This is a genomic window from Pseudomonas sp. FH4 (assembly GCF_000510915.2).
In the GTDB taxonomy this organism is placed as follows: Bacteria; Pseudomonadota; Gammaproteobacteria; order Pseudomonadales; family Pseudomonadaceae; genus Aquipseudomonas; species Aquipseudomonas brenneri.
Window position 1 is genome coordinate 268,776 of the sequence record NZ_AOHN01000044.1, and the last position, 23,400, is coordinate 292,175.

Here is a 23,400-nt window from a genome sequence, read left to right on the forward strand (position 1 = left end):
CAAGCCAGCTCCCACATTTTGAATGTATTCACAGATCAAAATGGGAGCTGGCTTGCCTGTGATGAGGCTCTAACAGGCGCCTAAAAACCCAGCCACCTTCACCGCCGCAGCCTCCAAATGCTGCTCATGACTGAACCCCGAAGCCTTCAACGGCTTCAAATCATGATCCCCCGCGACCAGCCACATCACCTCGATGCTCGGCGACAGCACATAACCCTCCACCGCCGCCCGATTGCCCAGAGCATCGCGCTCGCCCTGCACGATCAACGTCGGCGTCTTCAGCCCAGCCAAGTGTTCGACCCGCGGTTTTTCCGGCTTGCCCACCGCATAGAACGGATAACCCAGGCACACCAGCGCATCAGCCGCCAACTCATCGGCCACTAGACTGGCCATCCGCCCGCCCATGGACTTGCCGCCAACCGCCAAAGGCCCAGCGACATGACGTCGCACCTGGGCATATACCTCGCGCCAGCATTCCAGCAGTTTCGGCGCTGGGTTCGGTGGGCGTTTGCCCCCGTCCACACGGCGCTGGGCCATGTAGGGAAACTCGAAGCGCAACACGTTCACCCCATGCCCGGCAAGGCGTACAGCCATATCGCTCATGAAACCCGAGTCCATCGGCGCACCCGCACCGTGGGCCAGGATCAGCGTCGGTGATGGGCCTGCGCCAACGCGCGTAGCCGCATTCCACAACCAGCCCTGTTCACGCACACACTGCGCCCATTGATCCCCGTCAATACTGGCCTTGTGCTCTTTGCCCATGCTTGCCTCGCTTTTTAGTCTGCCTATAACTCCAGCCCAAGTGCCGCATCTGCTTGGGTTGAACCGTGGATGGGGAACCATGAACACTACTTTAAGTACCGCCTATAACTACAAGGTGGTCCGCCAATTCGCCATTATGACGGTGGTGTGGGGCATCGTCGGCATGGGGCTCGGGGTTTTTCTCGCCGCCCAGTTGGTATGGCCCGAACTCAACTTCAACCTGCCTTGGACCAGTTTCGGTCGATTGCGCCCACTGCACACCAACGCGGTGATTTTCGCGTTTGGTGGCTGTGCGCTGTTTGCCAGCTCCTTCTACGCGGTGCAACGCACCTGCCAGACCCAGTTGTTCGCGCCCAAAGTCGCCGCGTTCTGCTTCTGGGGCTGGCAATTGGTGATCCTGCTGGCAGCAATCAGCTTGCCACTGGGCTACACCAGTTCCAAGGAATACGCCGAGCTGGAATGGCCGATCGACATCCTGATCACCATCGTCTGGGTCGCCTACGCCATCGTGTTCTTCGGCACCGTGGCCAAGCGCAACACCAAGCACATCTACGTCGGTAACTGGTTCTTCGGTGCCTTCATCATCACCGTGGCGATCCTGCATATCGTCAACAACCTGGAAATCCCGGTCAGCCTGACCAAGTCCTACTCCCTCTACGGTGGTGCGACGGATGCCATGGTGCAGTGGTGGTATGGCCACAACGCCGTAGGTTTCTTCCTGACCGCGGGCTTCCTGGGCATGATGTATTACTTCGTGCCGAAACAGGCCGAGCGTCCGGTTTACTCCTATCGCTTGTCCATCGTGCACTTCTGGGCATTGATCACCCTGTACATCTGGGCCGGTCCTCACCACCTGCACTACACCGCGCTGCCGGACTGGGCACAGTCCCTGGGCATGGTGATGTCGCTGGTCCTGCTGGCACCCAGCTGGGGCGGCATGATCAACGGCATGATGACCCTCTCTGGCGCCTGGCATAAGCTGCGCAGCGACCCGATCCTGCGCTTCCTCGTGGTATCGCTGGCGTTCTACGGCATGTCGACCTTTGAAGGTCCGATGATGGCGATCAAGACGGTCAACGCCCTGTCCCACTACACCGACTGGACCATCGGCCACGTACACGCCGGCGCCCTCGGTTGGGTGGCGATGATCTCCATCGGCGCGCTGTATCACATGATCCCGAAAGTCTTCGGTCGCGAGCAGATGTACAGCCTCGGCCTGATCAACGCGCACTTCTGGCTGGCCACCATCGGCACCGTGCTCTACATCGCTTCGATGTGGGTCAACGGCATTGCCCAGGGCCTGATGTGGCGTGCGGTCAACGAAGACGGCACCTTGACCTACTCCTTCGTCGAAACCCTGGTGGCCAGCCACCCAGGCTTCATCGTGCGGTTGGTGGGCGGTGCGATCTTCCTCAGCGGCATGTTCCTGATGGCTTACAACACTTGGCGCACCGTGCGTTCGGCACAACCTGCCGAAGTAGCCGCTGCGGCGCAGATGGCCTGAGGAGTCGATGATGAAACACGAAACGATTGAAAAGAACGTCGGCCTGCTGATGCTACTGATGGTGCTGGCCGTGAGTATCGGCGGCCTGACGCAGATCGTCCCGCTGTTCTTCCAGGACGTGACCAACAAGCCGGTCGAAGGCATGAAGCCCTATACCGCGCTGCAACTGGAAGGCCGTGACATCTACATCCGCGAAGGCTGCGTACAGTGCCACTCGCAAATGATCCGGCCGTTCCGCGCCGAAACCGAACGCTACGGCCACTACTCGGTTGCCGGCGAAAGCGTATGGGACCACCCGTTCCTCTGGGGCTCCAAGCGTACCGGTCCCGACCTGGCCCGGGTCGGCGCTCGCTACTCCGACGACTGGCACCGCGCGCACTTGTACAACCCGCGCAACGTCGTGCCTGAGTCGAAGATGCCGGCCTACCCATGGCTGGTGACAGCCCAGGTCGACAGCAGCCACACCGAAACCAAGCTCAAGGTCATGCGTACCCTCGGCGTGCCGTACACCGACGCGGACATCACCGCGGCCGTGGACAGCCTCAAGGGCAAGACCGAAATGGACGCTCTGGTCTCCTACCTGCAAGTGCTCGGCACTGCAATCAAGAGCAAGAGGTGACCCATGGGTTTTGAACTGGATACCGGAATGATCCGCGGACTCGGCACGCTGGTGGTGGCGATTGCCTTCATCGGCCTGTCGCTGTGGGTGTTCAACGCCAAGCGCAACCCGGAGTTCGCCGAAGCCTGCCTGCTGCCATTTGCCGATGAGCCTAAGCCTGACGCCATTGGCACCCCATCCGACGCTCAAGAAGAGCCTGTAACAAGGAGCATTCGGCCATGACTACCTTTTGGAGTACATGGATCTGTGTACTGACCCTGGGCAGCCTGATCGGCCTGACCTGGCTGCTGTTCGGCACCCGCAAGGGCGAGACCAAGGGCAGCGTCGACCAGACCATGGGCCACGCCTTCGACGGGATTGAGGAATATGACAATCCCCTGCCGCAATGGTGGTTCCTGTTGTTCGCCGGCACCCTGGTGTTTGCCGTCGGCTATCTGATCCTCTACCCGGGCCTGGGCAACTGGAAAGGCGTATTGCCGGGCTATGAAGACGGCTGGACCCAGAACAAGGAATGGGACAAGGAAATGGCCAAGGCCGACGCCAAGTTCGGGCCGATCTTCGCCAAATTCGCAGCCATGCCCGTGGAAGAAGTGGCCAAGGACCCGCAAGCGTTGAAAATGGGCGGTCGCCTGTTTGCCTCCAACTGCGCGGTGTGCCATGGCTCCGACGCCAAGGGCGCCTACGGCTTCCCGAACCTGGCGGACGACAACTGGCGCTGGGGTGGTTCGGCTGATGCAATCAAGCTGACCATCATGAACGGTCGCCACGCAGCGATGCCGGCCTGGGGTGAAGTGCTGGGCGAAGACGGTGTAAAAAACGTCGCCGCTTATGTACGTCACGACCTGGCCAAATTGCCGCTGCCGGCTGACAGCAAGGTCGACCTGGCCGCTGGCAAGCAAGCATACGACACCACTTGCGTGGCATGTCACGGCCCAGAGGGCCACGGTGTTGAAGCCATGGGCGCGCCAAACCTGACGCAACCTGCCGGCTTCATCTACGGCACCAGCCTTGCGCAGTTGCAACAAACCATCCGCCACGGCCGTCAAGGCCAGATGCCGGCGCAGGAAGCACTGCAAGGCAACGACAAGGTCCACTTGCTGGCCGCCTACGTCTACAGTCTGTCGCAGAAAGAGCAGAAGTAAGCTTTAAGCTACACGCTGCAAGAGAAGAGTCCTCAACTCGGCTCTTGCAGCCTTTTCAACCCTCCCTCTCCCCGCTCCAAACTTGCCGCTTGCAGCTTGCTACTAACCGCTGCGCCCTGCGCCCTATTGTCACACCCTTCTAAAGCACACCTTTCCCCTCTCGCCATTCGGGTCTACGCTTGTTTCGACAGTGGGCCGGCGTTGATCGGTCGCAGCTTAACTTGCACGCGATGAGTCAGACATTCCAGCAGGGTGACAGGCGCAAGGGCTGACAGTTACCGGCTATCGCGCCACCGACCATTCGTCACCTTGGCAGCGTGTCCCTACACATCACGTTGCAAGTACCTGCGCCCCCTCAAAATTCCTGTCCAACCCGTCAGCTTTTCATTTTTGATTTTGTCCTTACGCCAAACAGGGAAAGGGCGCAGAATCTGGCTTGAAACGCATTGACGCAGGTCAGCGTTACGTTGCAATGGCACTTCGCATTGTCCATACTTGCGGCCGATTTTTATCCTAATAAAACACCTAAACCGTGGAACCTTAGAATGAGCACAGCAATCAGTCCGACTGCTTATAACTATAAGGTAGTCCGCCAGTTCGCCATCATGACGGTGGTCTGGGGGATCCTTGGCATGGGGCTCGGTGTCTTCATCGCCTCGCAACTGGTCTGGCCGGAGTTGAACTTCGACCTGCCATGGACGACGTTTGGACGCCTACGCCCACTGCACACCAACCTGGTGATCTTCGCCTTCGGCGGATGTGCACTGTTTGCCACTTCCTACTATGTCGTGCAGCGAACCTGCCAGACGCGACTGATTTCCGACGGCCTCGCCGCCTTCACCTTCTGGGGCTGGCAAGCAGTCATCGTCGGCGCCATCATCACCCTGCCAATGGGCTTCACCACCACCAAGGAATACGCGGAATTGGAATGGCCCCTTGCCATCCTTCTGGCGATCGTCTGGGTGACCTACGGCATCGTGTTCTTTGGCACCATCGTCAAACGCAAGACCAAGCACATCTACGTCGGTAACTGGTTCTACGGTGCGTTCATCGTGGTGACCGCGATGCTGCACATCGTCAACCACGCGTCCCTGCCGGTCAGTTTCTTCAAGTCCTACTCGGCCTACGCCGGTGCGACCGATGCGATGATCCAGTGGTGGTACGGCCACAACGCCGTAGGGTTCTTCCTGACCACCGGCTTCCTGGGGATGATGTACTACTTCGTGCCGAAACAGGCCGAGCGTCCGATCTACTCCTATCGCCTGTCCATCGTGCACTTCTGGGCGCTGATCACCCTGTATATCTGGGCCGGTCCTCACCACCTGCACTACACCGCACTGCCGGACTGGGCACAGTCCCTGGGCATGGCCATGTCGATCATCCTGCTGGCTCCAAGCTGGGGCGGCATGATCAACGGCATGATGACCCTCTCGGGCGCCTGGCATAAGCTGCGCACCGACCCGATCCTGCGCTTTTTGGTGGTATCGCTGGCGTTCTACGGCATGTCGACCTTCGAAGGCCCGATGATGGCGATCAAGACCGTCAACTCGCTGTCCCACTACACCGACTGGACCATCGGCCACGTACATGCCGGCGCTCTGGGCTGGGTCGCGATGATCTCCATCGGCGCGCTGTACCACATGATTCCCAAGCTCTACGGCCGTGCGCAGATGCACAGCACCAGCCTGATCAATACGCACTTCTGGCTGGCCACCATCGGTACCGTGCTCTACATCGCCTCGATGTGGGTCAACGGCATCACCCAGGGCCTGATGTGGCGTGCAATCAACGATGACGGCACCCTCACCTACTCCTTCGTCGAAGCGCTGCAAGCCAGCCATCCTGGTTTCATCGTGCGCGCCCTTGGTGGTGCGTTCTTTGCCAGCGGCATGCTGTTCATGGCCTACAACGTCTGGCGCACCGTGCGTGCCGCGGACCCTGTAGCCGCTGAAGCCGCCGCCAAGATCGCTGTCGTGGGAGCTCACTGATGAAGCATGAAGTAGTCGAGAAGAATATCGGCCTGCTGGCCTTCTTCATGGTCATCGCCGTGAGTATCGGCGGCCTGACCCAGATCGTTCCGCTGTTTTTCCAGGACGTGACCAACAAGCCGGTCGAAGGCATGAAGCCGCGCACCGCCCTTGAACTGGAAGGCCGCGACGTCTACATCGCCAACGGCTGTGTCGGCTGCCACTCGCAGATGATCCGTCCGTTCCGTGCCGAAACCGAACGCTATGGCCACTACTCGGTTGCCGGTGAAAGCGTGTGGGACCACCCGTTCCTGTGGGGTTCCAAACGTACCGGCCCGGACCTGGCCCGCGTGGGTGGTCGTTACTCCGATGACTGGCAGCGTGCGCACTTGTACAACCCGCGCAACGTGGTGCCCGAGTCGAAAATGCCGGCGTACCCGTTCCTCGTGGAAAACAAGCTCGACGGCAAAGACACTGCCAAGAAAATGGAAGTCTTGCGCACCCTCGGCGTGCCTTACACCGACGAAGACATCGCCGGTGCCCAGGCAGCTGTAAAGGGCAAGACCGAAATGGACGCGCTGGTGGCCTACCTGCAAGGCCTGGGCACCATCATCAAAAGCAAACGGTGATCTGAATGGATATCGGGATGATTCGAGGCCTGGGCACCGTTGTCGTGATGGTGGCCTTTATCGGCCTGGCGTTGTGGGTGTTCAGCCCCAAGCGCAAGTCAGAGTTTGAAGACGCGACCTTGCTGCCTTTTGCGGATGATCCCGAAGCCATCAAGCACGTCGAGCAAGCTTCTAGGAGTAACAAAGAATGACTACGTTCTGGAGTCTGTACGTCACAGTCCTCAGTCTGGGTACCATTTTTGCCCTGACCTGGCTGCTGCTGTCGACCCGCAAGGGCCAGCGCGCCGAACAAACGGACGAGACGGTTGGCCACTCGTTCGATGGCATCGAGGAATACGACAACCCGCTGCCAAAGTGGTGGTTCATGCTGTTCGTCGGCACCATCATCTTCGCCTTGGGCTACCTGGTGCTGTACCCGGGCCTTGGCAACTGGAAAGGCCTGCTGCCGGGTTATGCCTACCTCGACAACGAGAAGCAAACCCCGTTCGCCAACGGCCAGAGCGGCTGGACCGGCGTGCACGAGTGGGAAAAGGAAATGGCCCGCTCGGACGCCAAGTTCGGGCCGATCTTCGCCAAGTTTGCCGCCATGCCCATTGAAGAAGTGGCCAAGGATCCGCAAGCCCTGAAGATGGGTGGCCGCCTGTTCGCCTCCAACTGCTCGGTGTGCCATGGTTCCGACGCCAAGGGTGCCTATGGCTTCCCCAACCTGACCGACGCCGACTGGCGCTGGGGCGGCGAACCGGAAACCATCAAGGCCACCATCATGGCTGGCCGTCACGCGGTCATGCCGGGCTGGGCTGAAGTGATCGGTGAACAAGGCGTGGCCGACGTCGCCGGTTTCGTGCTGACCAACCTCGATGGCCGCAAGCTGCCGGAAGGCGCCAAGGCCGACGTGGCCAACGGCGAGAAACTGTTCGCCGCCAACTGCGTGGCGTGCCACGGCCCGACCGGCAAAGGCACCCCAGCGATGGGCGCGCCTGACCTGACCCACCCGGGCGCGTTCATCTACGGTTCGAGCTTCGCCCAACTGCAGCAGACCATCCGTTACGGCCGCCAGGGCCAGATGCCTGCACAAGAGCAGTTGCAGGGTAATGACAAGGTGCACTTGCTGGCGGCGTATGTTTACAGCCTGTCGCACAAAGAGCAGCAAGAGCAGAAGTAAGCGGCAAGCCGCAAGAAAAAGCCCCGTACAGCGCATGCTGGCGGGGCTTTTTTCTTTCTGGAGAAACACATCGACCGCTTGTAGCTTGAAGCTTGTAGCTTTTCACTGCGACGTAGTAACGTAACTACATTCACCCATCCACTGGGAGGCGCCCCATGACAATTACGACCATCTCCAGTCGCGAATTCAACCAAGACACAAGCGGTGCCAAAAAAGCCGCGCGCCAAGGACCGGTTTTTATCACCGACCGAGGCAAGCCTGCCCATGTACTGCTAAGTATTGAGGACTACCAAAAACTGACAGGTATCAACGCCGACATTGTTGATCTGTTGGTGATGCCAGAAGCGGCGGATATCGAATTTGAAACCGAGCGCGCCGTGATTATTCATCGACCCGTGGACCTCTCTTGATGTATCTGCTCGACACCAATGTCATTTCCGAGTTACGCAAACCCCAGGCCGACAAAAATGTGGTGGCGTGGGCCAAAACCATCGCCGCGCCACGCATGTACATTTCGGCGATTACCTTGAAGGAGCTAGAGACTGGGGTGCTGCGAATGGAGCGCCGTGACCCCGCGCAGGGCAAGGTCTTGCGCACCTGGCTCAAACGCCACGTCATGCCGGCCTTCGATGCCAGGATCCTGCCGATTGACGCTGCCGTGGCATTGCGCTGCGCCAGCCTGCATGTACCGGATCGTGCCAACGAAGGTGATGCGCTGATCGCCGCAACCGCTCTGGTTCACGGCCTGACCGTGGTCACCCGCAATGTCGCCGACTTCCAAAGCTGCGGTGTGACACTGATCAATCCATGGGACGAATGACCTTCGGGCCCTGAAAAACCGTCCATACTCAACCTGTCAATTGATTCAAGTCACGTACACCATCAATTGATTTCCCCCAACGCGACCAAAGGTCGCACCCGTTCATCGGTACTACAGGCGTATCATTACGCCACTGCAACACCCCTATTTTGACCCCGGCTGGCACGTACTGGCCGAGGCAAATCTCCACTGCCGTGGGATGCAATGATGAGCAACCAGATTCCGGTACATGACGTTACCCCGCCTGCCAAAAAAACCAGCAACACCGTTGATCTCTACGCCTCGCGAGAGAAAATCTACACCCGTGCCTTTACCGGGCTGTTCCGCAATCTGCGGATGCTCGGCGGTGCCGGCCTGTTCCTGTTGTACTTCGGTACGGTGTGGCTGAACTGGGGCGGACACCAGGCGGTCTGGTGGAACCTGCCAGAACGCAAATTCTTTATCTTCGGTGCGACATTCTGGCCCCAGGACTTCATCCTGCTGTCAGGCATCCTGATCATCTCGGCCTTCGGCCTGTTCTTTATCACGGTGTACGCCGGGCGTATCTGGTGTGGCTATACCTGCCCGCAAAGTGTGTGGACCTGGATCTACATGTGGTGCGAAAAAGTCACCGAGGGCGACCGCAACCAGCGCATCAAGCTGGACAAGGCGCCGATGAGCGCCAACAAGTTCCTGCGTAAACTCAGCAAGCACACGCTGTGGCTGCTGATCGGTTTTGTCACCGGCATGACCTTTGTCGGCTACTTCTCGCCGATCCGCGAACTGGTGTTCGAGTTCTTCACCGGCCAGGCCGATGGCTGGTCGTACTTCTGGGTCGGTTTCTTCACCCTCGCCACTTATGGCAACGCCGGCTGGCTGCGCGAGCAAGTGTGTATCTACATGTGCCCGTATGCGCGCTTCCAGAGTGTGATGTTCGACAAGGACACCCTGATCGTGTCCTACGACCCGCGTCGTGGCGAAGTGCGTGGCCCACGCAAGAAAGGTGTCGACTACAAGGCTCAGGGCCTGGGGGATTGCATCGACTGCACGATGTGCGTGCAGGTCTGCCCCACCGGTATCGACATTCGTGACGGCCTGCAAATCGAGTGCATTGGCTGCGCCGCCTGTATCGACGCCTGCGATACCATCATGGACAAGATGGAATACCCGCGCGGCTTGATCAGCTACACCACCGAACATAACCTGTCGGGGCAAAAGACCCACAAGCTGCGCCCGCGCCTGATCGGCTATGCGCTGGTGCTGCTGGCGATGATCAGCCTGCTGGCCACCGCATTCTTCATGCGCTCGCTGGTGGGTTTCGACGTCAGCAAGGACCGCGTGCTGTACCGCGAAAACGCCGAAGGGCGGATCGAGAACGTCTACAGCCTGAAGATCATGAACAAGGACCAGCGCGACCACACCTACGTGCTAGACGCCACGGGCCTGCCGGACCTCAAGCTGCAAGGCAAGCGCGAGATCAAGGTCGCCGCCGGGGAAATCTTCACCATGCCGGTGGAACTGTCGAGCGCGCCGGAACAAATGCCATCGACCACCAACGAGGTGAAATTCATCCTCAAGGATGCGGACGATGACAGCGTCCACGTTGAAGCCAAGAGCCGGTTCATCGGCCCACAAATTCGTTGAAAGAGAGCAGAACAATGCCCGTAGCAACTGCCGCAAGCCCCTGGTACAAGCACCTCTGGCCCTGGATCATCATTGCCATCCTGGCCTGTTCGGTGACGCTGACCTTGTCCATGGTGACCATCGCGGTGAACAACCCGGACAACCTGGTCAATGACAACTACTACGAGGCCGGCAAAGGCATCAACCGCTCCCTGGACCGCGAATTGCTGGCCCAGACCCTGCAAATGCGCGCCACCATGCATCTGGATGAGCTGACCGGCGAAGTCGAGTTGCACCTCACCGGCAACAGCGGGCCGGCCACGCTGGAACTGAACCTGATTTCGCCGACCCAGCCGGAGAAAGACCGCAAGGTCATGCTCACCCGTAGCGAGAGCGAGCCGGGTCGGTATATCGGCCAGGTCACCGACAAGGTCGAAGGCCGGCGCTTCGTCGAACTGCTGGGGGTGGAAGGCGACAGGACCTGGCGCATGTTTGAAGAGGAAGAAGTCAGCCACGGCACCGACCTGAAGTTGGGTGACGAGCCGTTGCAGGGTGCCGAAGACCTGAAGAACTGAAAGCCTGCGCTTCGCGCATCGCCGGCAAGCCGGCTCCTACAGGGAGTGTGCGATAACCTTGTAGGAGTCGGCTTGCCGGCGATGAGGCCCTCCCCGCCCACACAGATCCAAAGCCATGACCACCCCAATCCCCTGCTACCACTGCGCCCTCCCCGTCCCGCCCGGCAGCCGCTTCACTGCGGTGATCCTCGGCGAGCCCCGTGAGCTCTGCTGCCCGGGTTGCCAGGCGGTGGCCGAGGCGATTGTCGCAGGCGGCCTGGAGACTTATTACCAACACCGCAGCGAGGCCTCGGCCAACCCCGAAGCCTTGCCCGTGCAGTTGGTCGACGAACTGGCGCTGTACGACCGCGCCGATGTGCAAAAACCTTTCGTGCGCCACGACGGCGACCTGGCCGAAGCTACCCTGTTGATGGAAGGCATCAGCTGCGCCGCCTGTGGCTGGCTGATCGAGAAACATCTGCGCAGCCTGCCGGCCGTGGCCGAGGCGCGGCTGAATCTGTCCAACCATCGCCTGCATGTACGCTGGGCCGACGCGCAATTGCCGTTGAGCCAAGTGCTCAGCGAGCTGCGCCAGATCGGCTACGCCGCCCACCCTTATCAAGCCGACCGTGCCGCTGAACAGTTGGCCAGCGAAAACCGCCTGGCCCTGCGCCAACTCGGCGTTGCCGGCCTGTTGTGGTTCCAGGCGATGATGGCGACGATGGCCACCTGGCCGGAATTCAATATCGACCTCAGCCCCGAACTGCATGTGATCCTGCGCTGGGTCGCGCTGTTTCTGACGACACCGATCGTGTTCTACAGCTGCGCAGCGTTTTTCAAGGGCGCCATGCGTGACCTGCGCACCCGTCACTTGACCATGGATGTCTCGGTTTCGCTGGCCATCGGCGGCGCTTACCTGGCGGGGATCTGGACCGCCATCACCGGGGTCGGCGAGCTGTATTTCGATGCCGTGGGCATGTTCGCCCTGTTCCTGCTGGCCGGACGCTACCTGGAGCGCCGGGCCCGCGAGCGCACCGCTGCGGCCACCGCCCAGTTGGTCAACCTGCTGCCGGCCTCGTGCCTGCGCCTGAAAAGCGATGGCCATAGCGAACGCATCCTGCTCACCGAACTGGCCCTGGGCGACCGGGTGCTGGTGCATCCGGGCGCGATCCTGCCGGCCGATGGCGTGATCCTGGATGGCCAGTCGAGCATCGATGAATCCCTGCTCACCGGCGAATACCTGCCACAACCACGACAAGCCGGCGATAGCGTCACCGCTGGCACCCTCAACGTCGAAGGCGCGTTGACCGTTGAAGTGCGCGCCCTGGGCCATGACACCCGTTTATCGGCCATCGTGCGCCTGCTGGAGCGGGCCCAGGCAGAAAAGCCACGCCTGGCCGAAATCGCCGACCGCGCTGCGCAATGGTTCCTTCTGTGCTCATTGATCGCTGCCGCCGTGATCGGCCTGCTGTGGTGGGAACTGGATTCGTCACGGGCATTCTGGATTGTCCTGGCGATGCTGGTGGCGACCTGCCCGTGCGCCCTGTCCCTGGCGACCCCCACCGCGTTGACTGCCGCCACCGGCACCCTGCACAAACTCGGCCTGCTACTGACCCGCGGCCATGTGCTGGAAGGCCTGAATCAGATCGACACGGTGATTTTCGACAAGACCGGCACCCTGACCGAAGGCCGCCTGGCCCTGCGCGCCATTCGGCCGCTGGGCAGCATGAGCAGCGACCTCGCCCTGGCCCTGGCCGCCGCCCTCGAAAACCGCTCCGAACACCCGATTGCCCGGGCCTTCGGCCGTGCGCCGATGGCCGCCGACGAAGTGCTGAGCACGCCTGGCCTGGGCTTGGAAGGCCGGGTTGGCGAGCGCCTGCTGCGTATCGGCCAGCCGGCCTTTGTCTGCGAACTGAGCGGCTGCGCAATTCCCGACTCGCCGCAAGACGCTGGCCAATGGCTGCTGCTGGGCGACACCAACGGCGCCCTGGCCTGGTTTGTCCTCGATGATCGCCTGCGCAGTGATGCACCGGCGCTGCTGGCCGCGTGCAAGGCACGGGGCTGGCGTACCTTGCTGCTGTCGGGGGATAGCTCACCGATGGTCGCCAGCGTCGCCGCCGAGTTGGGCATCGACGAAGCCCGTGGTGGCCTGCGCCCGGATGACAAGCTGCAAGTGCTGCAACAGTTGCACAAGGACGGCCGCAAGGTGTTGATGCTCGGCGACGGGGTCAACGATGTGCCGGTACTGGCCGCCGCCGATATCAGCGTGGCCATGGGCTCGGCCACTGACCTGGCGAAAACCAGCGCCGATGCGGTACTGCTGTCCAACCGCCTCGATGCCTTGGTACAAGCCTTCAGCCTGGCACGGCGCACGCGCCGCGTAATCATTGAAAACCTGCTGTGGGCCGGGCTATACAATGGCCTGATGTTGCCGTTCGCCGCCCTTGGCTGGATCACGCCGATCTGGGCGGCGATCGGCATGTCCCTCAGTTCGTTGACTGTGGTGCTCAACGCCCTGCGCCTGACTCGCCTGCCGCGCGCCAGCGCCGCGAGCGCCACCCCTCAGCCCCGTCCGCTGCCGGCTTGAGCCGCACGGGCATGGAGTAGCGATGCCAGCTCTTTACGTAATGATTCCAGCAGCACTGCTGATCGTCGCCATCGCCATCTACATCTTCTTCTGGGCGGTGGACAGCGGCCAGTATGACGACCTCGACGGGCCGGCCCACAGCGTGCTGTTCGATGACCAGGACCCCAAGCACCTGGCCGCCGTCGACGAAGCCAGCAGCCATCCGCAGCCACCGAGCAAGCCTGACGAACCGGCGCCACCCCATGCTTGAGCTAGCGCCGCTGCTGGTTTCCGCACTGATCCTCGGCCTGCTGGGCGGCGGTCATTGCCTGGGCATGTGCGGCGGCCTGATGGGCGCGCTGACCCTGGCGATCCCTGCGGAGCAGCGCAGCCGGCGCTTTCGCCTGCTGCTGGCCTACAACCTGGGGCGTATCCTCAGCTACGCCACGGCCGGCGTGCTGATTGGCCTGGCCGGCTGGGCAGTGGCCAACAGCCCGGCCGCGATGTTCATGCGCATCCTCGCCGGCCTGCTGTTGATCAGCATGGGCCTGTACCTGGCCGGCTGGTGGAGCGGCCTGACCCGCATCGAAAGCCTCGGGCGCGGCCTGTGGCGCCATATCCAGCCGGTTGCCAACCGTTTGCTGCCAGTGTCGAGCCTGCCGCGCGCCTTGCTGCTGGGCGCGCTCTGGGGCTGGTTGCCGTGCGGGTTGGTCTACAGCACGCTGCTCTGGGCGGCCAGCCAGGGCAACGCACTGGATAGCGGGCTGTTGATGCTGGCTTTCGGCCTCGGCACCTGGCCGGTATTACTGGCCACCGGGCTCGCCGCCGAACGCATCACCGCGCTCTTGCGCAAGCGCAGTGTGCGCATGGCCGGCGGCCTGCTGGTGATCCTGTTCGGTATCTGGACACTGCCTGGCCCACACCAGCACTGGCTGATGGGCCACTAAAAGGCCATGTGGCATAGCGCCGCTCCCCGTTGATACAAATCAAGATGACCGCCCAGCCATGCCCCTAGACTCGGCCCACTAGCCATTCCGGGGAACGCCCGCATGCTCGACGCCATTCGTTGGGACACAGATCTGATTCATCGCTACGACCTGGCGGGGCCGCGCTATACCTCCTACCCCACCGCCGCGCAGTTCAACAGCCAGGTCGGCACCTTCGACCTGCTGCACGCCCTGCGCGACAGCCGCAAGGCCGTACGCCCGCTGTCGCTGTATGTGCACGTGCCGTTCTGCGCGAATATTTGTTACTACTGCGCCTGCAACAAAGTCATCACCAAGGACCGCGGTCGCGCCCAGGCCTACCTGCAACGCCTGGAACAGGAAATCCAACTGGTGGCCTGCCACCTGGACCCCAACCAGCAAGTGCAGCAACTGCACCTGGGTGGCGGCACACCGACCTTTCTCAGCCACGACGAACTGCGCCAACTGATGGCCCAACTGCGCCGCCACTTCAACTTGCAGGATGACGATTCCGGCGACTACGGCATCGAGATCGACCCCCGGGAGGCCGACTGGGCCACCATGGGCCTGCTGCGCGAACTGGGCTTCAATCGCGTAAGCATCGGCGTGCAGGACCTCGATCCCGAAGTGCAGCGCGCAGTCAATCGCCTGCAAAGCCTGGAAGAGACCCGCGCGGTGATCGATGCGGCGCGTACCCTGCAGTTTCGTTCGATCAATATCGACTTGATCTACGGCCTGCCCAAGCAGACACCAGAGCATTTCGCCCACACCGTGGCCGAGGTCATCAGCCTGCAGCCTGATCGCCTGTCAGTGTTCAACTACGCCCATCTGCCGGAGCGCTTCCTGCCCCAACGACGGATCAACAGCGACGACCTGCCGGCCCCTGCCGACAAATTGCAGATGCTGCACAACACCATCGAGCAACTGACCGCAGCCGGTTACAACTACATCGGTATGGACCATTTCGCCCTACCCGACGACGAGTTGGCCATCGCCCAGGAAGAATCGACCCTGCAGCGTAATTTCCAGGGCTACACCACCCACGGCCATTGCGATTTGATCGGGCTGGGAGTCTCGGCCATCAGTCAGATTGGGGATTTGTACTGCCAGAACAGCAGCGACCTGAATCACTACCAGAACGCCTTGGCCGGCGCACAACTGGCCACCAGTCGCGGCCTGCTCTGCACAGCCGATGACCGTCTGCGCCGGGAAGTGATCCAGCAGTTGATCTGTAACTTGCGCCTGGACTTCGAGCACATCGAGCAGGCGTTCACCGTGGATTTTCGCGGTTACTTCGCCGAAGTCTGGCCGCAACTGCAAGTGATGGCCAACGATGGCCTGATCGCACTCGACGCCGAGGGGATTCGTGTATTGCCCGCTGGGCGCCTGTTGGTGCGCTCGGTGTGCATGGTGTTCGATGCCTATCTGCAACAGCAGAACAGGCAGCGATTTTCACGGGTGATCTGAAGCAGGTTACTTGGCGATCAACGAGGCCGCTTTCACCGCGTCCTCGGCACTCAAGTTCTTCATTACTTCGTTCAAGGACGCATAGGCGGAGGTCAATGCGGCTTGCAGGCTGCCTAACGCCGCTTGCACGGCGCCCAGTTTCGCCTGGGCCTGGTCGGGGCTCAGGCGCTTGTCGGCCATGATCGCCGTCATCTCAGCCATCTTTTCCGCGATCTGCTGCTTCAACTGGCGAATCATTTTCAGCAGCTTCTGCACGTTTTCGTCCAGGCCGCTTTCTTCGATATCGTTGTTGGCCGTTTTCTCGGCGTTGGCCGCCCTCAACGAAGCACCGGAAAAGGTCACGCTCACACCTTCGGCAGGCTTGGTTTCACTCAGCGCTGCGGTCTCGCCCGCCTCGCTGACGGTGCTGGGTTTTTTCGGTTCAAGCAGAGTCGGCACCGTGGTGCGGGACGGGAGATTGCCGTCGATGGAAAGCATATCTTGAGCCTCCAAGCTCTTGGTCGATAGCAGTTCATCGGCCGCTGTGTAAAATTCTTTATACCCCTGCCGGTTTTTTGTACAGGCTGGCCTGATAGTCCCTCAGTGCGGTACCCTTACGTCTTATGTGTGTTTTCCCACAAGGATTTAAGAAATGTCCGAGCCAGTCAAACTGCGCGCTCATAGCCAGGCTCACTGCAAGGATTGCAGCCTGGCGCCCCTCTGCTTGCCACTTTCGCTGAATCTGGAAGACATGGATGCGCTGGACGAAATCGTTAAACGTGGTCGCCCACTGAAGAAAGGCGAATTTCTGTTTCGCCAGGGCGACAAGTTCGATTCCGTCTATGCAGTACGCTCGGGCGCCTTGAAGACGTTCAGCCTGAGCGATAGCGGCGAAGAGCAGATCACCGGCTTCCACCTGCCCAGCGAGCTGGTTGGCCTGTCGGGCATGGACACTGAGATTCACCCGGTGTCGGCCCAGGCCCTGGAAACCACGTCGGTGTGCGAGATTCCATTCGAGCGCCTGGATGAGCTGGCCCTGCAATTGCCGCAGTTGCGCCGCCAATTGATGCGCGTGATGAGCCGGGAAATCCGCGACGACCAGCAAATGATGCTGCTGTTATCGAAGAAAACCGCCGACGAACGGATTGCCACGTTCCTGGTCAACTTGTCCGCACGTTTCCGCGCCCGTGGCTTTTCGGCCAACCAGTTCCGCCTGAGCATGTCGCGCAACGAAATCGGCAATTACCTGGGCCTGGCGGTGGAAACCGTGTCCCGGGTATTCACCCGCTTCCAGCAAAACGAACTGATCGCCGCCGAGGGCAAGGAAGTCCACATCCTCGACCCGATCCAGCTGTGTGCACTGGCCGGCGGCTCCCTCGACGGCTGATCGCCGTACAAGGGATGCGACACTTGCGGCCAAGCCAACCGGTTGGGCCGCAGGTATACTGACGAGTCTTTGCCCCCAGGACTCCCGATGATGGCCTTCGACTCATTCGACATCAAATCCCTGATTCGCCCCGTCATCGACTTCCCCAAGCCTGGGGTGATCTTTCGTGATATCACGCCGCTGTTCCAATCGCCCAAGGCCATGCGCCTGGTGGCCGACACCTTTATCCATCGCTACGTCGAAGCCGAGTTCACGCACATCGGCGCGATGGATGCCCGTGGTTTTCTAATCGGTTCGATCATCGCCTACCAACTGAACAAGCCGCTGATCCTGTTCCGCAAGCAAGGCAAGCTGCCGGCAGACGTATTGTCCGAGGGCTACCAGACCGAATACGGCGAGGCCTTTCTTGAGGTGCACGCCGACAGCCTGTGTGAAGGGGATTCGGTGTTGATGTTCGATGATCTGATTGCCACAGGTGGCACCTTGATTGCTGCGGCCAACCTGGCACGGCGTATGGGTGCGCGGATTTTCGAAGCGGCGGCGATTATTGACCTGCCGGAACTGGGTGGCTCGCAGCGGTTGGAGGATATGGGGGTTCCGACGTTTTGTTTGACGCAGTTTGGGTTGACTGAGCGCTGATTTGCGGTGCCTGGACGGGCCTCATCAATCACAAACCCATCTGCTTACTGATGATCTCGTTCATCACCTCCCGAGTGCCGCCACCAATCGACAAGATCCGATTGTCCCGGTACAGCCGCTCCACCAGACTGCCGCGCATATAACCCAGCCCTCCAAGAATCTGCACCGCGTCATACGTCACGCGGTCGGCGGTGTCCGTGGCGAGGTTCTTGGCCATGGAAATCTCCTTGATCACACTCTTGCCAGCCGCCATCTTCGCCGCCTGGCGATAAGTGAACTCCCGGGAAACCTCGACCGCCGTGGCCATCTCCGCCAGGCGATGCTTGAGCACCTGGAACTTGCCGATCGGCTTGCCAAAGGCCTCGCGCTGGGCGGCCCACTTCAAGCTCTCCTCCAAGGCCATCTGCGCGGTCATATTGGCCATCAATGCCAAAGCCAGGCGCTCGCTCTGGAAGTTGCCCATGATGCAGGCAAAACCCATGTTTTCGGCACCAATCAGATTGCCTACGGGCACCTGGCAATCATCGAAGAACAACTCGGCAGTGTCCGACGCCCACCAGCCCATCTTCTTCAACGGCTGACCAACGGTGAAGCCAGGCGTGTCCTTCTCGATCAACAGCAGACTGATGCCGGCAAACCCTGGCCCACCAGTACGCACGGCGACGGTGTAATAGTCGGCACGCGCGCCACTGGTGATAAAGGTTTTGCTGCCACTGACCCGATAACAATCGCCATCACGCACGGCACGGGTTTGCAGGCTGGCGACATCGGAACCGCCACCGGGCTCGGTGACGGCCAGGGCCATGATCTTCTCGCCGGACAAGACTTGCGGCGCCACGCGCTCGCGCACTTCGGGACGCGCCCATTTGACGATGGGCGGCAGGCCGATATCCAGCGAGCCCAGCCCGGCCACCACGCCGCCGGAGCCACAGCGCATCAACTCTTCGCTGGCGGCGACCTTGGCGAACAGATCGCCTTCGTGGCTACCGCCCAGCGCTTCGGGGTAGCCGATCCCGAGAATCCCCGCCGCGCCGGCCTTGAGGTACAACTCGCGGGGGAAGAGCTCGGCTTCCTCCCATTGCTCGACGCCCGGCAGCATCTCGCGCTCGACAAAACGGCGCACGCTGTCGCGGACCAATTGGTGGCTGGGATCGAAGTATTCCTGATAGGCAGACATCGGCAAGCTCCACGGAGAGGTGGAGCGAACTTACCAAGCGCTTGCTTGGTTATCAAGCGACACAAAATTTTCGACCCCACCAAAAATCCCCCACATAAGCTCATTCATATCTGGGAATTTGTGGTCGGTGTTAGAGGGCGATAGGTTTACGCCCGGCAAACGAGTGCGCCAGCGTGCCGCCGTCCACCAGCTCCAGCTCGCCACCCAACGGCACACCGTGGGCGATGCGCGAAGTGACCAGGCCTTTGTTGCTTAGCAGTTGTGCGATGTAATGCGCCGTGGCTTCGCCTTCCACCGTCGGGTTGGTGGCCAGGATCACTTCGCTGAAGGTGCCCTGCTCTTCAATGCGCGCGACCAGTTGCGGGATACCAATCGCCTCCGGCCCCAGGCCGTCGAGGGGCGAGAGGTGGCCCTTGAGCACAAAATAGCGCCCGCGATAGCCGGTCTGCTCCACCGCGTACACGTCCATCGGCCCTTCGACCACGCACAGCAGCGTGTCGTCGCGACGGGGGTCGGCGCATTGCGGGCACAGTTCTTCTTCGGTCAGGGTGCGGCACTGGCGGCAATGCCCCACGCCGTCCATGGCCTGGCTCAGTGCCTGGGCCAGGCGGGAGCCGCCGCTGCGGTCACGCTCCAGCAGTTGCAGCGCCATGCGCTGGGCAGTTTTCTGGCCCACGCCCGGCAAGGTGCGCAGGGCATCGATCAGTTGACGAATCAGGGGGCTGAAGCTCATGGGGCAAAGGTCCGACAAAACAACGAGACGCGGTTTATACCCGCGCCTCGGATAAGCGTCAAATACGCACGACCAACTTGCCGAAGTTGCGCCCTTCCAGCAAGCCGATAAAGGCTTCGGGCGCCTGCTCCAGACCCTCGACCATGTCTTCGCGGAACTTGACCTTGCCGTCACGCACCCACGGCGCCATGGCGCTGATAAATTCGGGGTGTCGATCGCCATAGTCGTCGAACACGATAAAGCCCTGGATGCGCACGCGCTTGGTCAGCAGGGTGCGTTGCAGCGCCGGCAACCGATCGGGTCCGGTGGGGGCTTCATGGGCGTTGTAACCGGCAATCAGGCCGCACAGGGGAATCCGTGCCTTGGCATTGAGCAAGGGCAGCACGGCGTCGAAGACCTTGCCGCCGACATTTTCGTAATAAATATCCACCCCTTTGAAACAGGCCAGGGCCAGTTCATTGGCAAAGTCCGCGCTCTTGTGGTCGATACAGGCGTCAAAACCCAGCTCATCCACCACATAGCGGCACTTGTCCGCGCCGCCCGCAACGCCCACCACCCGCAGGCCCTTGAGCTTGGCCACCTGACCGACCACCGAGCCCACCGCACCGGAGGCCGCCGCCACGACCAGGGTTTCCCCGGCCTTGGGCTGGCCGATATCCATCAATCCCATGTAGGCCGTCATACCGGGCATGCCCAACACGCCAAGGGCCATGGACGGGCTCGGCAACCCCTTGGGCACCGGCATCAGGTTGCGACCGTCACTGATGCTATGGCTTTGCCAGCCGGTGGCACCGACCACCAGGTCACCCACTTCAAACTTGGGGTTGCGCGACTGTTCGATACGGCTGACAGCGCCGCCGGTCATTACCTCGCCGATTTCCACTGGAGCGGCGTAGGAGGGCGCGTCAGTCATACGCCCACGCATGTAGGGGTCCAGGGACAGGAACAGGGTCTTGAGCAGGACCTGGCCGTCTGCCAGGTCTGGCAGTGCCACACGTTCCAGGCGGAAGTTCTCCGGTACGGGCGCCCCTTGCGGGCGGGATACCAGGACGATGCGCTGGTTAAGGGTCATGGCTTGAGTCATCAGCAAGGCTCCTTTTATCGGTGATTGAATTCAGCGGTATAGGGTGCAGACAGCTGTTGCAATACTGACGTTCGATTTTGACCGACACAAACAAAAATGCCAGGCACGAGGCCTGGCATTTTTTATTGCATGTCACCGATCAGAACGGCAGCTTCATGCCCGGCGGCAGTTGCATGCCTGCGGTCACACCGGACATTTTGTCCTGGCTGTTGGCTTCGATCTTGCGCACAGCGTCGTTGACGGCCGCGGCGAACAGGGCTTCGAGCATTTCCAGGTCGTCTTCACCCACGCCCGGCAATACGCTTGGGTCGATGCTCACGCGCTTGATGTCGTGACGACCGGTCATCACCACGCTGACCATATCGCCACCGGCTTTACCGGTGACTTCGGCGTTGGCCAGTTCTTCCTGCATCTTGGCCATTTTTTCCTGCATCTGCTGCGCCTGCTTCATCAGGCCGGCCATGCCACCTTTCATCATGGGAATCACCTCAAAAGTACGTGGATCAATACGGCGCCGAGCCTTGGGGCACGGCGCCTTCAATTATCAGCCCTGTGCTGCCTGGGCTTCGACGGGCTCAATAGTATCGTGTCGCACCACCGCGCCAAACTGCTCCATCATCTGCTGGATGAGCGGATCGGCCTGGATCGACTCCTCGGCCTCGCGCTGACGGTTGAGACGGCGACGGGTCGCAGCCTGGGCCGGGGTTTCCTGCTCGGGCTTGATCAGCTCGATGGTCACCGTCAGGGTGCGTTCGTGGAACTGGTTCAGGGCATCGTTGAGCCGGCGCTGCTGGGTCGCGTTGAACAGGGCACTGTGGGCCGGGTCCAGGTGCAACAGCCAGTGATCGCCATCGACGGCGATCAAGGTGCAGTTGGCGGCGATGCTGCCGGTCATGCCGGAGATCGGCAATTTCGGGAACAGCTCCAGCCATTGCAGGGCCAGGCCCGTGGCCGGCATCGCGGCGGGTTCCGCCTCGGGCTCGGGCGCAGGCTCGGCGGTGTGCTCGCTGGCGAGATCGTCCAGGTAGCTGTAGGCCGAATCCATATCCGGCTCGATGTAGTCTTCGTCCAGCGGTGGCTCGTCGTCCAGGTCAATGCCCGGCGTGGCGGCATCCACTTCGGCGAAGGTCGGCTCAGGCACGGGCGCGGCGACCCATTCCGGCGCATCGGGCACCACGCTGTCGGGAGTTGGCGTCGGCATTGGCGTGAGTTCGGGCTGTTCGCCAGCGGTTTCCAGCACGGGCTCGACTGCCGGCTGCTGCTCGACCACCGCCTCTACCGGCTCATTCCAGGGCAGGTCGACCACAGGCGCGGGCGCAGGCTCGGCAACCGGCGCAGCTACCTCCACGGGCGCCACAGGCTGTGCGACGACCGGCTTCGGCTCCGGTGCGACAGGCGTCGGCGCGACCACTGGTGCAGCAACCGCTGCGCCAGCCACTGGTTTGGCGGAATCAACTGTGGCCTGGCTGATCCCCACTGGCTTTAGCGGCTGTCTCGGCGCGTCGGCGGTATCCGCCGGGCGGAACGCCAACATGCGCAACATGACCATTTCAAAGCCACCGCGCGGGTCTGGCGCCAATGGCAAGTCACGACGACCGATCAGGCCCATCTGGTAGTAGAACTGCACATCTTCGGCCGGCAACGCCTGCGCCAGGGCCAACACGCGATCGCGGTCACCGTGGCCGTTATCGACGCCTTCCGGCAGGGCCTGGGCGATAGCGACGCGGTGCAGCACATTGAGAATTTCCGACAGCACGCCATTCCAGTCCGGGCCCTGCTCCGACAAATGGCGCACGGCTTCGAGCAGCGCCTTGGCATCGCCTTCGATCAGCGCATGCAGCACATCAAAGACCTGCCCGTGATCGAGGGTGCCGAGCATGGCCCGCACGTCGGCGGCCATGACCTTGCCTTCACCGAAGGCAATCGCCTGGTCGGTCAGGCTCATGGCATCACGCATCGAGCCATCGGCGGCGCGACCCAGCAGCCACAGGGCGTCGTCTTCGAACGGCACGTTCTCGACACCCAGCACATGCGTCAAATGCTCGACCACCCGCTCGGGGGTCATGTTCTTCAGGGAGAACTGCAGGCACCGCGACAAAATCGTTGCAGGAAGTTTCTGCGGGTCGGTGGTGGCCAGGATGAACTTCACGTAGGGCGGCGGCTCCTCCAGGGTCTTCAACAGGGCGTTGAAGGAATGGCTGGAGAGCATGTGCACTTCGTCGATCAGGTAGACCTTGAAGCGGCCACGGCTAGGCGCGTACTGCACGTTATCCAGCAGTTCACGGGTGTCCTCGACCTTGGTGCGGCTCGCGGCATCGATCTCGATCAGGTCGACAAAGCGCCCTTCGTCGATCTCCCGGCACACCGAACAAGTGCCGCAGGGGGTCGACGTGATGCCAGTCTCACAGTTCAGGCACTTGGCGATGATCCGCGCAATAGTGGTCTTGCCCACCCCGCGGGTGCCAGTGAACAGGTAGGCGTGGTGCAGCCGCTGGCTGTCCAAGGCATTGATCAGAGCCTTGAGCACATGGGTCTGGCCGACCATTTCGCGGAACGAGCGCGGACGCCATTTACGTGCAAGAACCTGATAACTCATCGAAAACCGTCGCAACTGGGAAGCGGAAGCCGGTAATGCTAGCGGA

General features: G+C 61.4%; 25 protein-coding genes. 18 read left to right on the forward strand and 7 right to left on the reverse strand.

Annotated features, from left to right (window positions below; translation table 11 throughout):
- Positions 1-69 precede the first annotated feature (69 nt).
- Positions 70-762, reverse strand: coding sequence for an alpha/beta family hydrolase (locus tag H097_RS25510; RefSeq protein ID WP_032863335.1), 693 nt, complete (start codon positions 760-762; stop codon positions 70-72).
- A 79-nt stretch (positions 763-841) separates the two neighbouring features.
- On the opposite strand from H097_RS25510, the gene ccoN (H097_RS25515) reads away from it, so the two are divergent.
- The 16 genes from ccoN (H097_RS25515) to hemN all read left to right on the forward strand — a co-directional run bounded on the left by ccoN (H097_RS25515) (position 842) and on the right by hemN (position 15,759).
- On the forward strand, positions 842-2,266 hold the full coding sequence (gene ccoN, locus H097_RS25515) for a cytochrome-c oxidase, cbb3-type subunit I (RefSeq protein ID WP_029300057.1): 1,425 nt from the start codon (positions 842-844) through the stop codon (positions 2,264-2,266).
- Between the two features lie 10 nt (positions 2,267-2,276).
- Positions 2,277-2,885 (forward strand): cytochrome-c oxidase, cbb3-type subunit II, encoded by a 609-nt coding sequence (gene ccoO, locus H097_RS25520; protein WP_029300055.1) that lies wholly within the window; start codon positions 2,277-2,279, stop codon positions 2,883-2,885.
- A gap of 3 nt (positions 2,886-2,888) precedes the next feature.
- On the forward strand, positions 2,889-3,107 hold the full coding sequence (locus H097_RS25525; RefSeq protein WP_032863336.1) for a cbb3-type cytochrome c oxidase subunit 3: 219 nt from the start codon (positions 2,889-2,891) through the stop codon (positions 3,105-3,107).
- Entirely contained in the window at positions 3,104-4,027 is a 924-nt protein-coding gene (ccoP, locus tag H097_RS25530) for a cytochrome-c oxidase, cbb3-type subunit III (protein ID WP_032863337.1), read from the forward strand. Before H097_RS25525 ends, ccoP (H097_RS25530) begins: the two co-directional genes overlap by 4 nt.
- Before the next feature lie 545 nt (positions 4,028-4,572).
- Positions 4,573-6,015, forward strand: coding sequence for a cytochrome-c oxidase, cbb3-type subunit I (ccoN, locus tag H097_RS25535; RefSeq protein ID WP_032863338.1), 1,443 nt, complete (start codon positions 4,573-4,575; stop codon positions 6,013-6,015).
- Entirely contained in the window at positions 6,015-6,623 is a 609-nt protein-coding gene (ccoO, locus tag H097_RS25540; protein ID WP_029300047.1) for a cytochrome-c oxidase, cbb3-type subunit II, read from the forward strand. The genes ccoN (H097_RS25535) and ccoO (H097_RS25540) overlap by 1 nt, the downstream gene beginning before the upstream one ends.
- A 5-nt stretch (positions 6,624-6,628) precedes the next feature.
- Positions 6,629-6,814 (forward strand): CcoQ/FixQ family Cbb3-type cytochrome c oxidase assembly chaperone, encoded by a 186-nt coding sequence (locus H097_RS25545; protein ID WP_003175465.1) that lies wholly within the window; start codon positions 6,629-6,631, stop codon positions 6,812-6,814.
- The gene (gene ccoP / locus H097_RS25550) at positions 6,811-7,785 is read left to right on the forward strand and encodes a cytochrome-c oxidase, cbb3-type subunit III (protein WP_032863339.1); all 975 of its coding nucleotides are present in this window, start codon (positions 6,811-6,813) and stop codon (positions 7,783-7,785) included. Before H097_RS25545 ends, ccoP (H097_RS25550) begins: the two co-directional genes overlap by 4 nt.
- 155 nt (positions 7,786-7,940) lie before the next feature.
- A complete protein-coding gene (locus tag H097_RS25555) occupies positions 7,941-8,195 on the forward strand; it encodes a type II toxin-antitoxin system Phd/YefM family antitoxin (RefSeq protein ID WP_029300038.1) in 255 nt (84 codons plus the stop codon).
- Entirely contained in the window at positions 8,195-8,605 is a 411-nt protein-coding gene (locus tag H097_RS25560; RefSeq protein ID WP_032863340.1) for a type II toxin-antitoxin system VapC family toxin, read from the forward strand. The genes H097_RS25555 and H097_RS25560 overlap by 1 nt, the downstream gene beginning before the upstream one ends.
- A 207-nt stretch (positions 8,606-8,812) precedes the next feature.
- Positions 8,813-10,228, forward strand: a complete 1,416-nt coding sequence (ccoG, locus tag H097_RS25565; protein ID WP_032863341.1) for a cytochrome c oxidase accessory protein CcoG — start codon at positions 8,813-8,815, stop codon at positions 10,226-10,228.
- A gap of 14 nt (positions 10,229-10,242) precedes the next feature.
- Complete coding sequence (locus H097_RS25570) at positions 10,243-10,782, forward strand: FixH family protein (protein WP_032863342.1); 540 nt, start codon at positions 10,243-10,245, stop codon at positions 10,780-10,782.
- A gap of 115 nt (positions 10,783-10,897) precedes the next feature.
- Positions 10,898-13,348 (forward strand): heavy metal translocating P-type ATPase, encoded by a 2,451-nt coding sequence (locus tag H097_RS25575; RefSeq protein WP_032863343.1) that lies wholly within the window; start codon positions 10,898-10,900, stop codon positions 13,346-13,348.
- Positions 13,349-13,370: 22 nt separating this feature from the next.
- Complete coding sequence (ccoS, locus tag H097_RS25580; protein WP_032863344.1) at positions 13,371-13,598, forward strand: cbb3-type cytochrome oxidase assembly protein CcoS; 228 nt, start codon at positions 13,371-13,373, stop codon at positions 13,596-13,598.
- Positions 13,591-14,274, forward strand: a complete 684-nt coding sequence (locus H097_RS25585; protein ID WP_032863345.1) for a sulfite exporter TauE/SafE family protein — start codon at positions 13,591-13,593, stop codon at positions 14,272-14,274. The genes ccoS and H097_RS25585 overlap by 8 nt, the downstream gene beginning before the upstream one ends.
- 102 nt (positions 14,275-14,376) lie before the next feature.
- Positions 14,377-15,759: an oxygen-independent coproporphyrinogen III oxidase gene (hemN, locus tag H097_RS25590; RefSeq protein ID WP_032863346.1), complete on the forward strand. Its 1,383-nt coding sequence runs from the start codon at positions 14,377-14,379 to the stop codon at positions 15,757-15,759.
- A 6-nt stretch (positions 15,760-15,765) separates the two neighbouring features.
- Here the strand turns inward: hemN and H097_RS25595 are convergent, their stop codons facing one another.
- Positions 15,766-16,236 carry a hypothetical protein gene (locus H097_RS25595; RefSeq protein ID WP_032863347.1) on the reverse strand — a complete coding sequence of 157 codons (471 nt, stop codon included), beginning with the start codon at positions 16,234-16,236 and terminating at the stop codon, positions 15,766-15,768.
- A 154-nt stretch (positions 16,237-16,390) separates the two neighbouring features.
- Here H097_RS25595 and fnr point away from each other — a divergent pair, with 154 nt between their 5' ends.
- Both fnr and H097_RS25605 read left to right on the forward strand, forming a co-directional pair.
- Positions 16,391-17,125: a fumarate/nitrate reduction transcriptional regulator Fnr gene (fnr, locus tag H097_RS25600; RefSeq protein WP_032863348.1), complete on the forward strand. Its 735-nt coding sequence runs from the start codon at positions 16,391-16,393 to the stop codon at positions 17,123-17,125.
- Between the two features lie 90 nt (positions 17,126-17,215).
- The gene (locus H097_RS25605; protein ID WP_032863448.1) at positions 17,216-17,764 is read left to right on the forward strand and encodes an adenine phosphoribosyltransferase; all 549 of its coding nucleotides are present in this window, start codon (positions 17,216-17,218) and stop codon (positions 17,762-17,764) included.
- A 28-nt stretch (positions 17,765-17,792) separates the two neighbouring features.
- Here the strand turns inward: H097_RS25605 and H097_RS25610 are convergent, their stop codons facing one another.
- From H097_RS25610 to dnaX, 5 genes are all read right to left on the reverse strand, one after another.
- Positions 17,793-18,941: an acyl-CoA dehydrogenase family protein gene (locus tag H097_RS25610; protein WP_032863349.1), complete on the reverse strand. Its 1,149-nt coding sequence runs from the start codon at positions 18,939-18,941 to the stop codon at positions 17,793-17,795.
- Positions 18,942-19,071: 130 nt separating this feature from the next.
- Positions 19,072-19,674, reverse strand: coding sequence for a recombination mediator RecR (gene recR, locus H097_RS25615; RefSeq protein WP_032863350.1), 603 nt, complete (start codon positions 19,672-19,674; stop codon positions 19,072-19,074).
- Between the two features lie 58 nt (positions 19,675-19,732).
- On the reverse strand, positions 19,733-20,758 hold the full coding sequence (locus H097_RS25620; protein ID WP_032863351.1) for an NADP-dependent oxidoreductase: 1,026 nt from the start codon (positions 20,756-20,758) through the stop codon (positions 19,733-19,735).
- A gap of 139 nt (positions 20,759-20,897) precedes the next feature.
- Positions 20,898-21,236, reverse strand: a complete 339-nt coding sequence (locus H097_RS25625; protein ID WP_003193199.1) for a YbaB/EbfC family nucleoid-associated protein — start codon at positions 21,234-21,236, stop codon at positions 20,898-20,900.
- A 66-nt stretch (positions 21,237-21,302) separates the two neighbouring features.
- Positions 21,303-23,354: a DNA polymerase III subunit gamma/tau gene (gene dnaX / locus H097_RS25630; RefSeq protein ID WP_032863352.1), complete on the reverse strand. Its 2,052-nt coding sequence runs from the start codon at positions 23,352-23,354 to the stop codon at positions 21,303-21,305.
- Positions 23,355-23,400 lie beyond the last annotated feature (46 nt).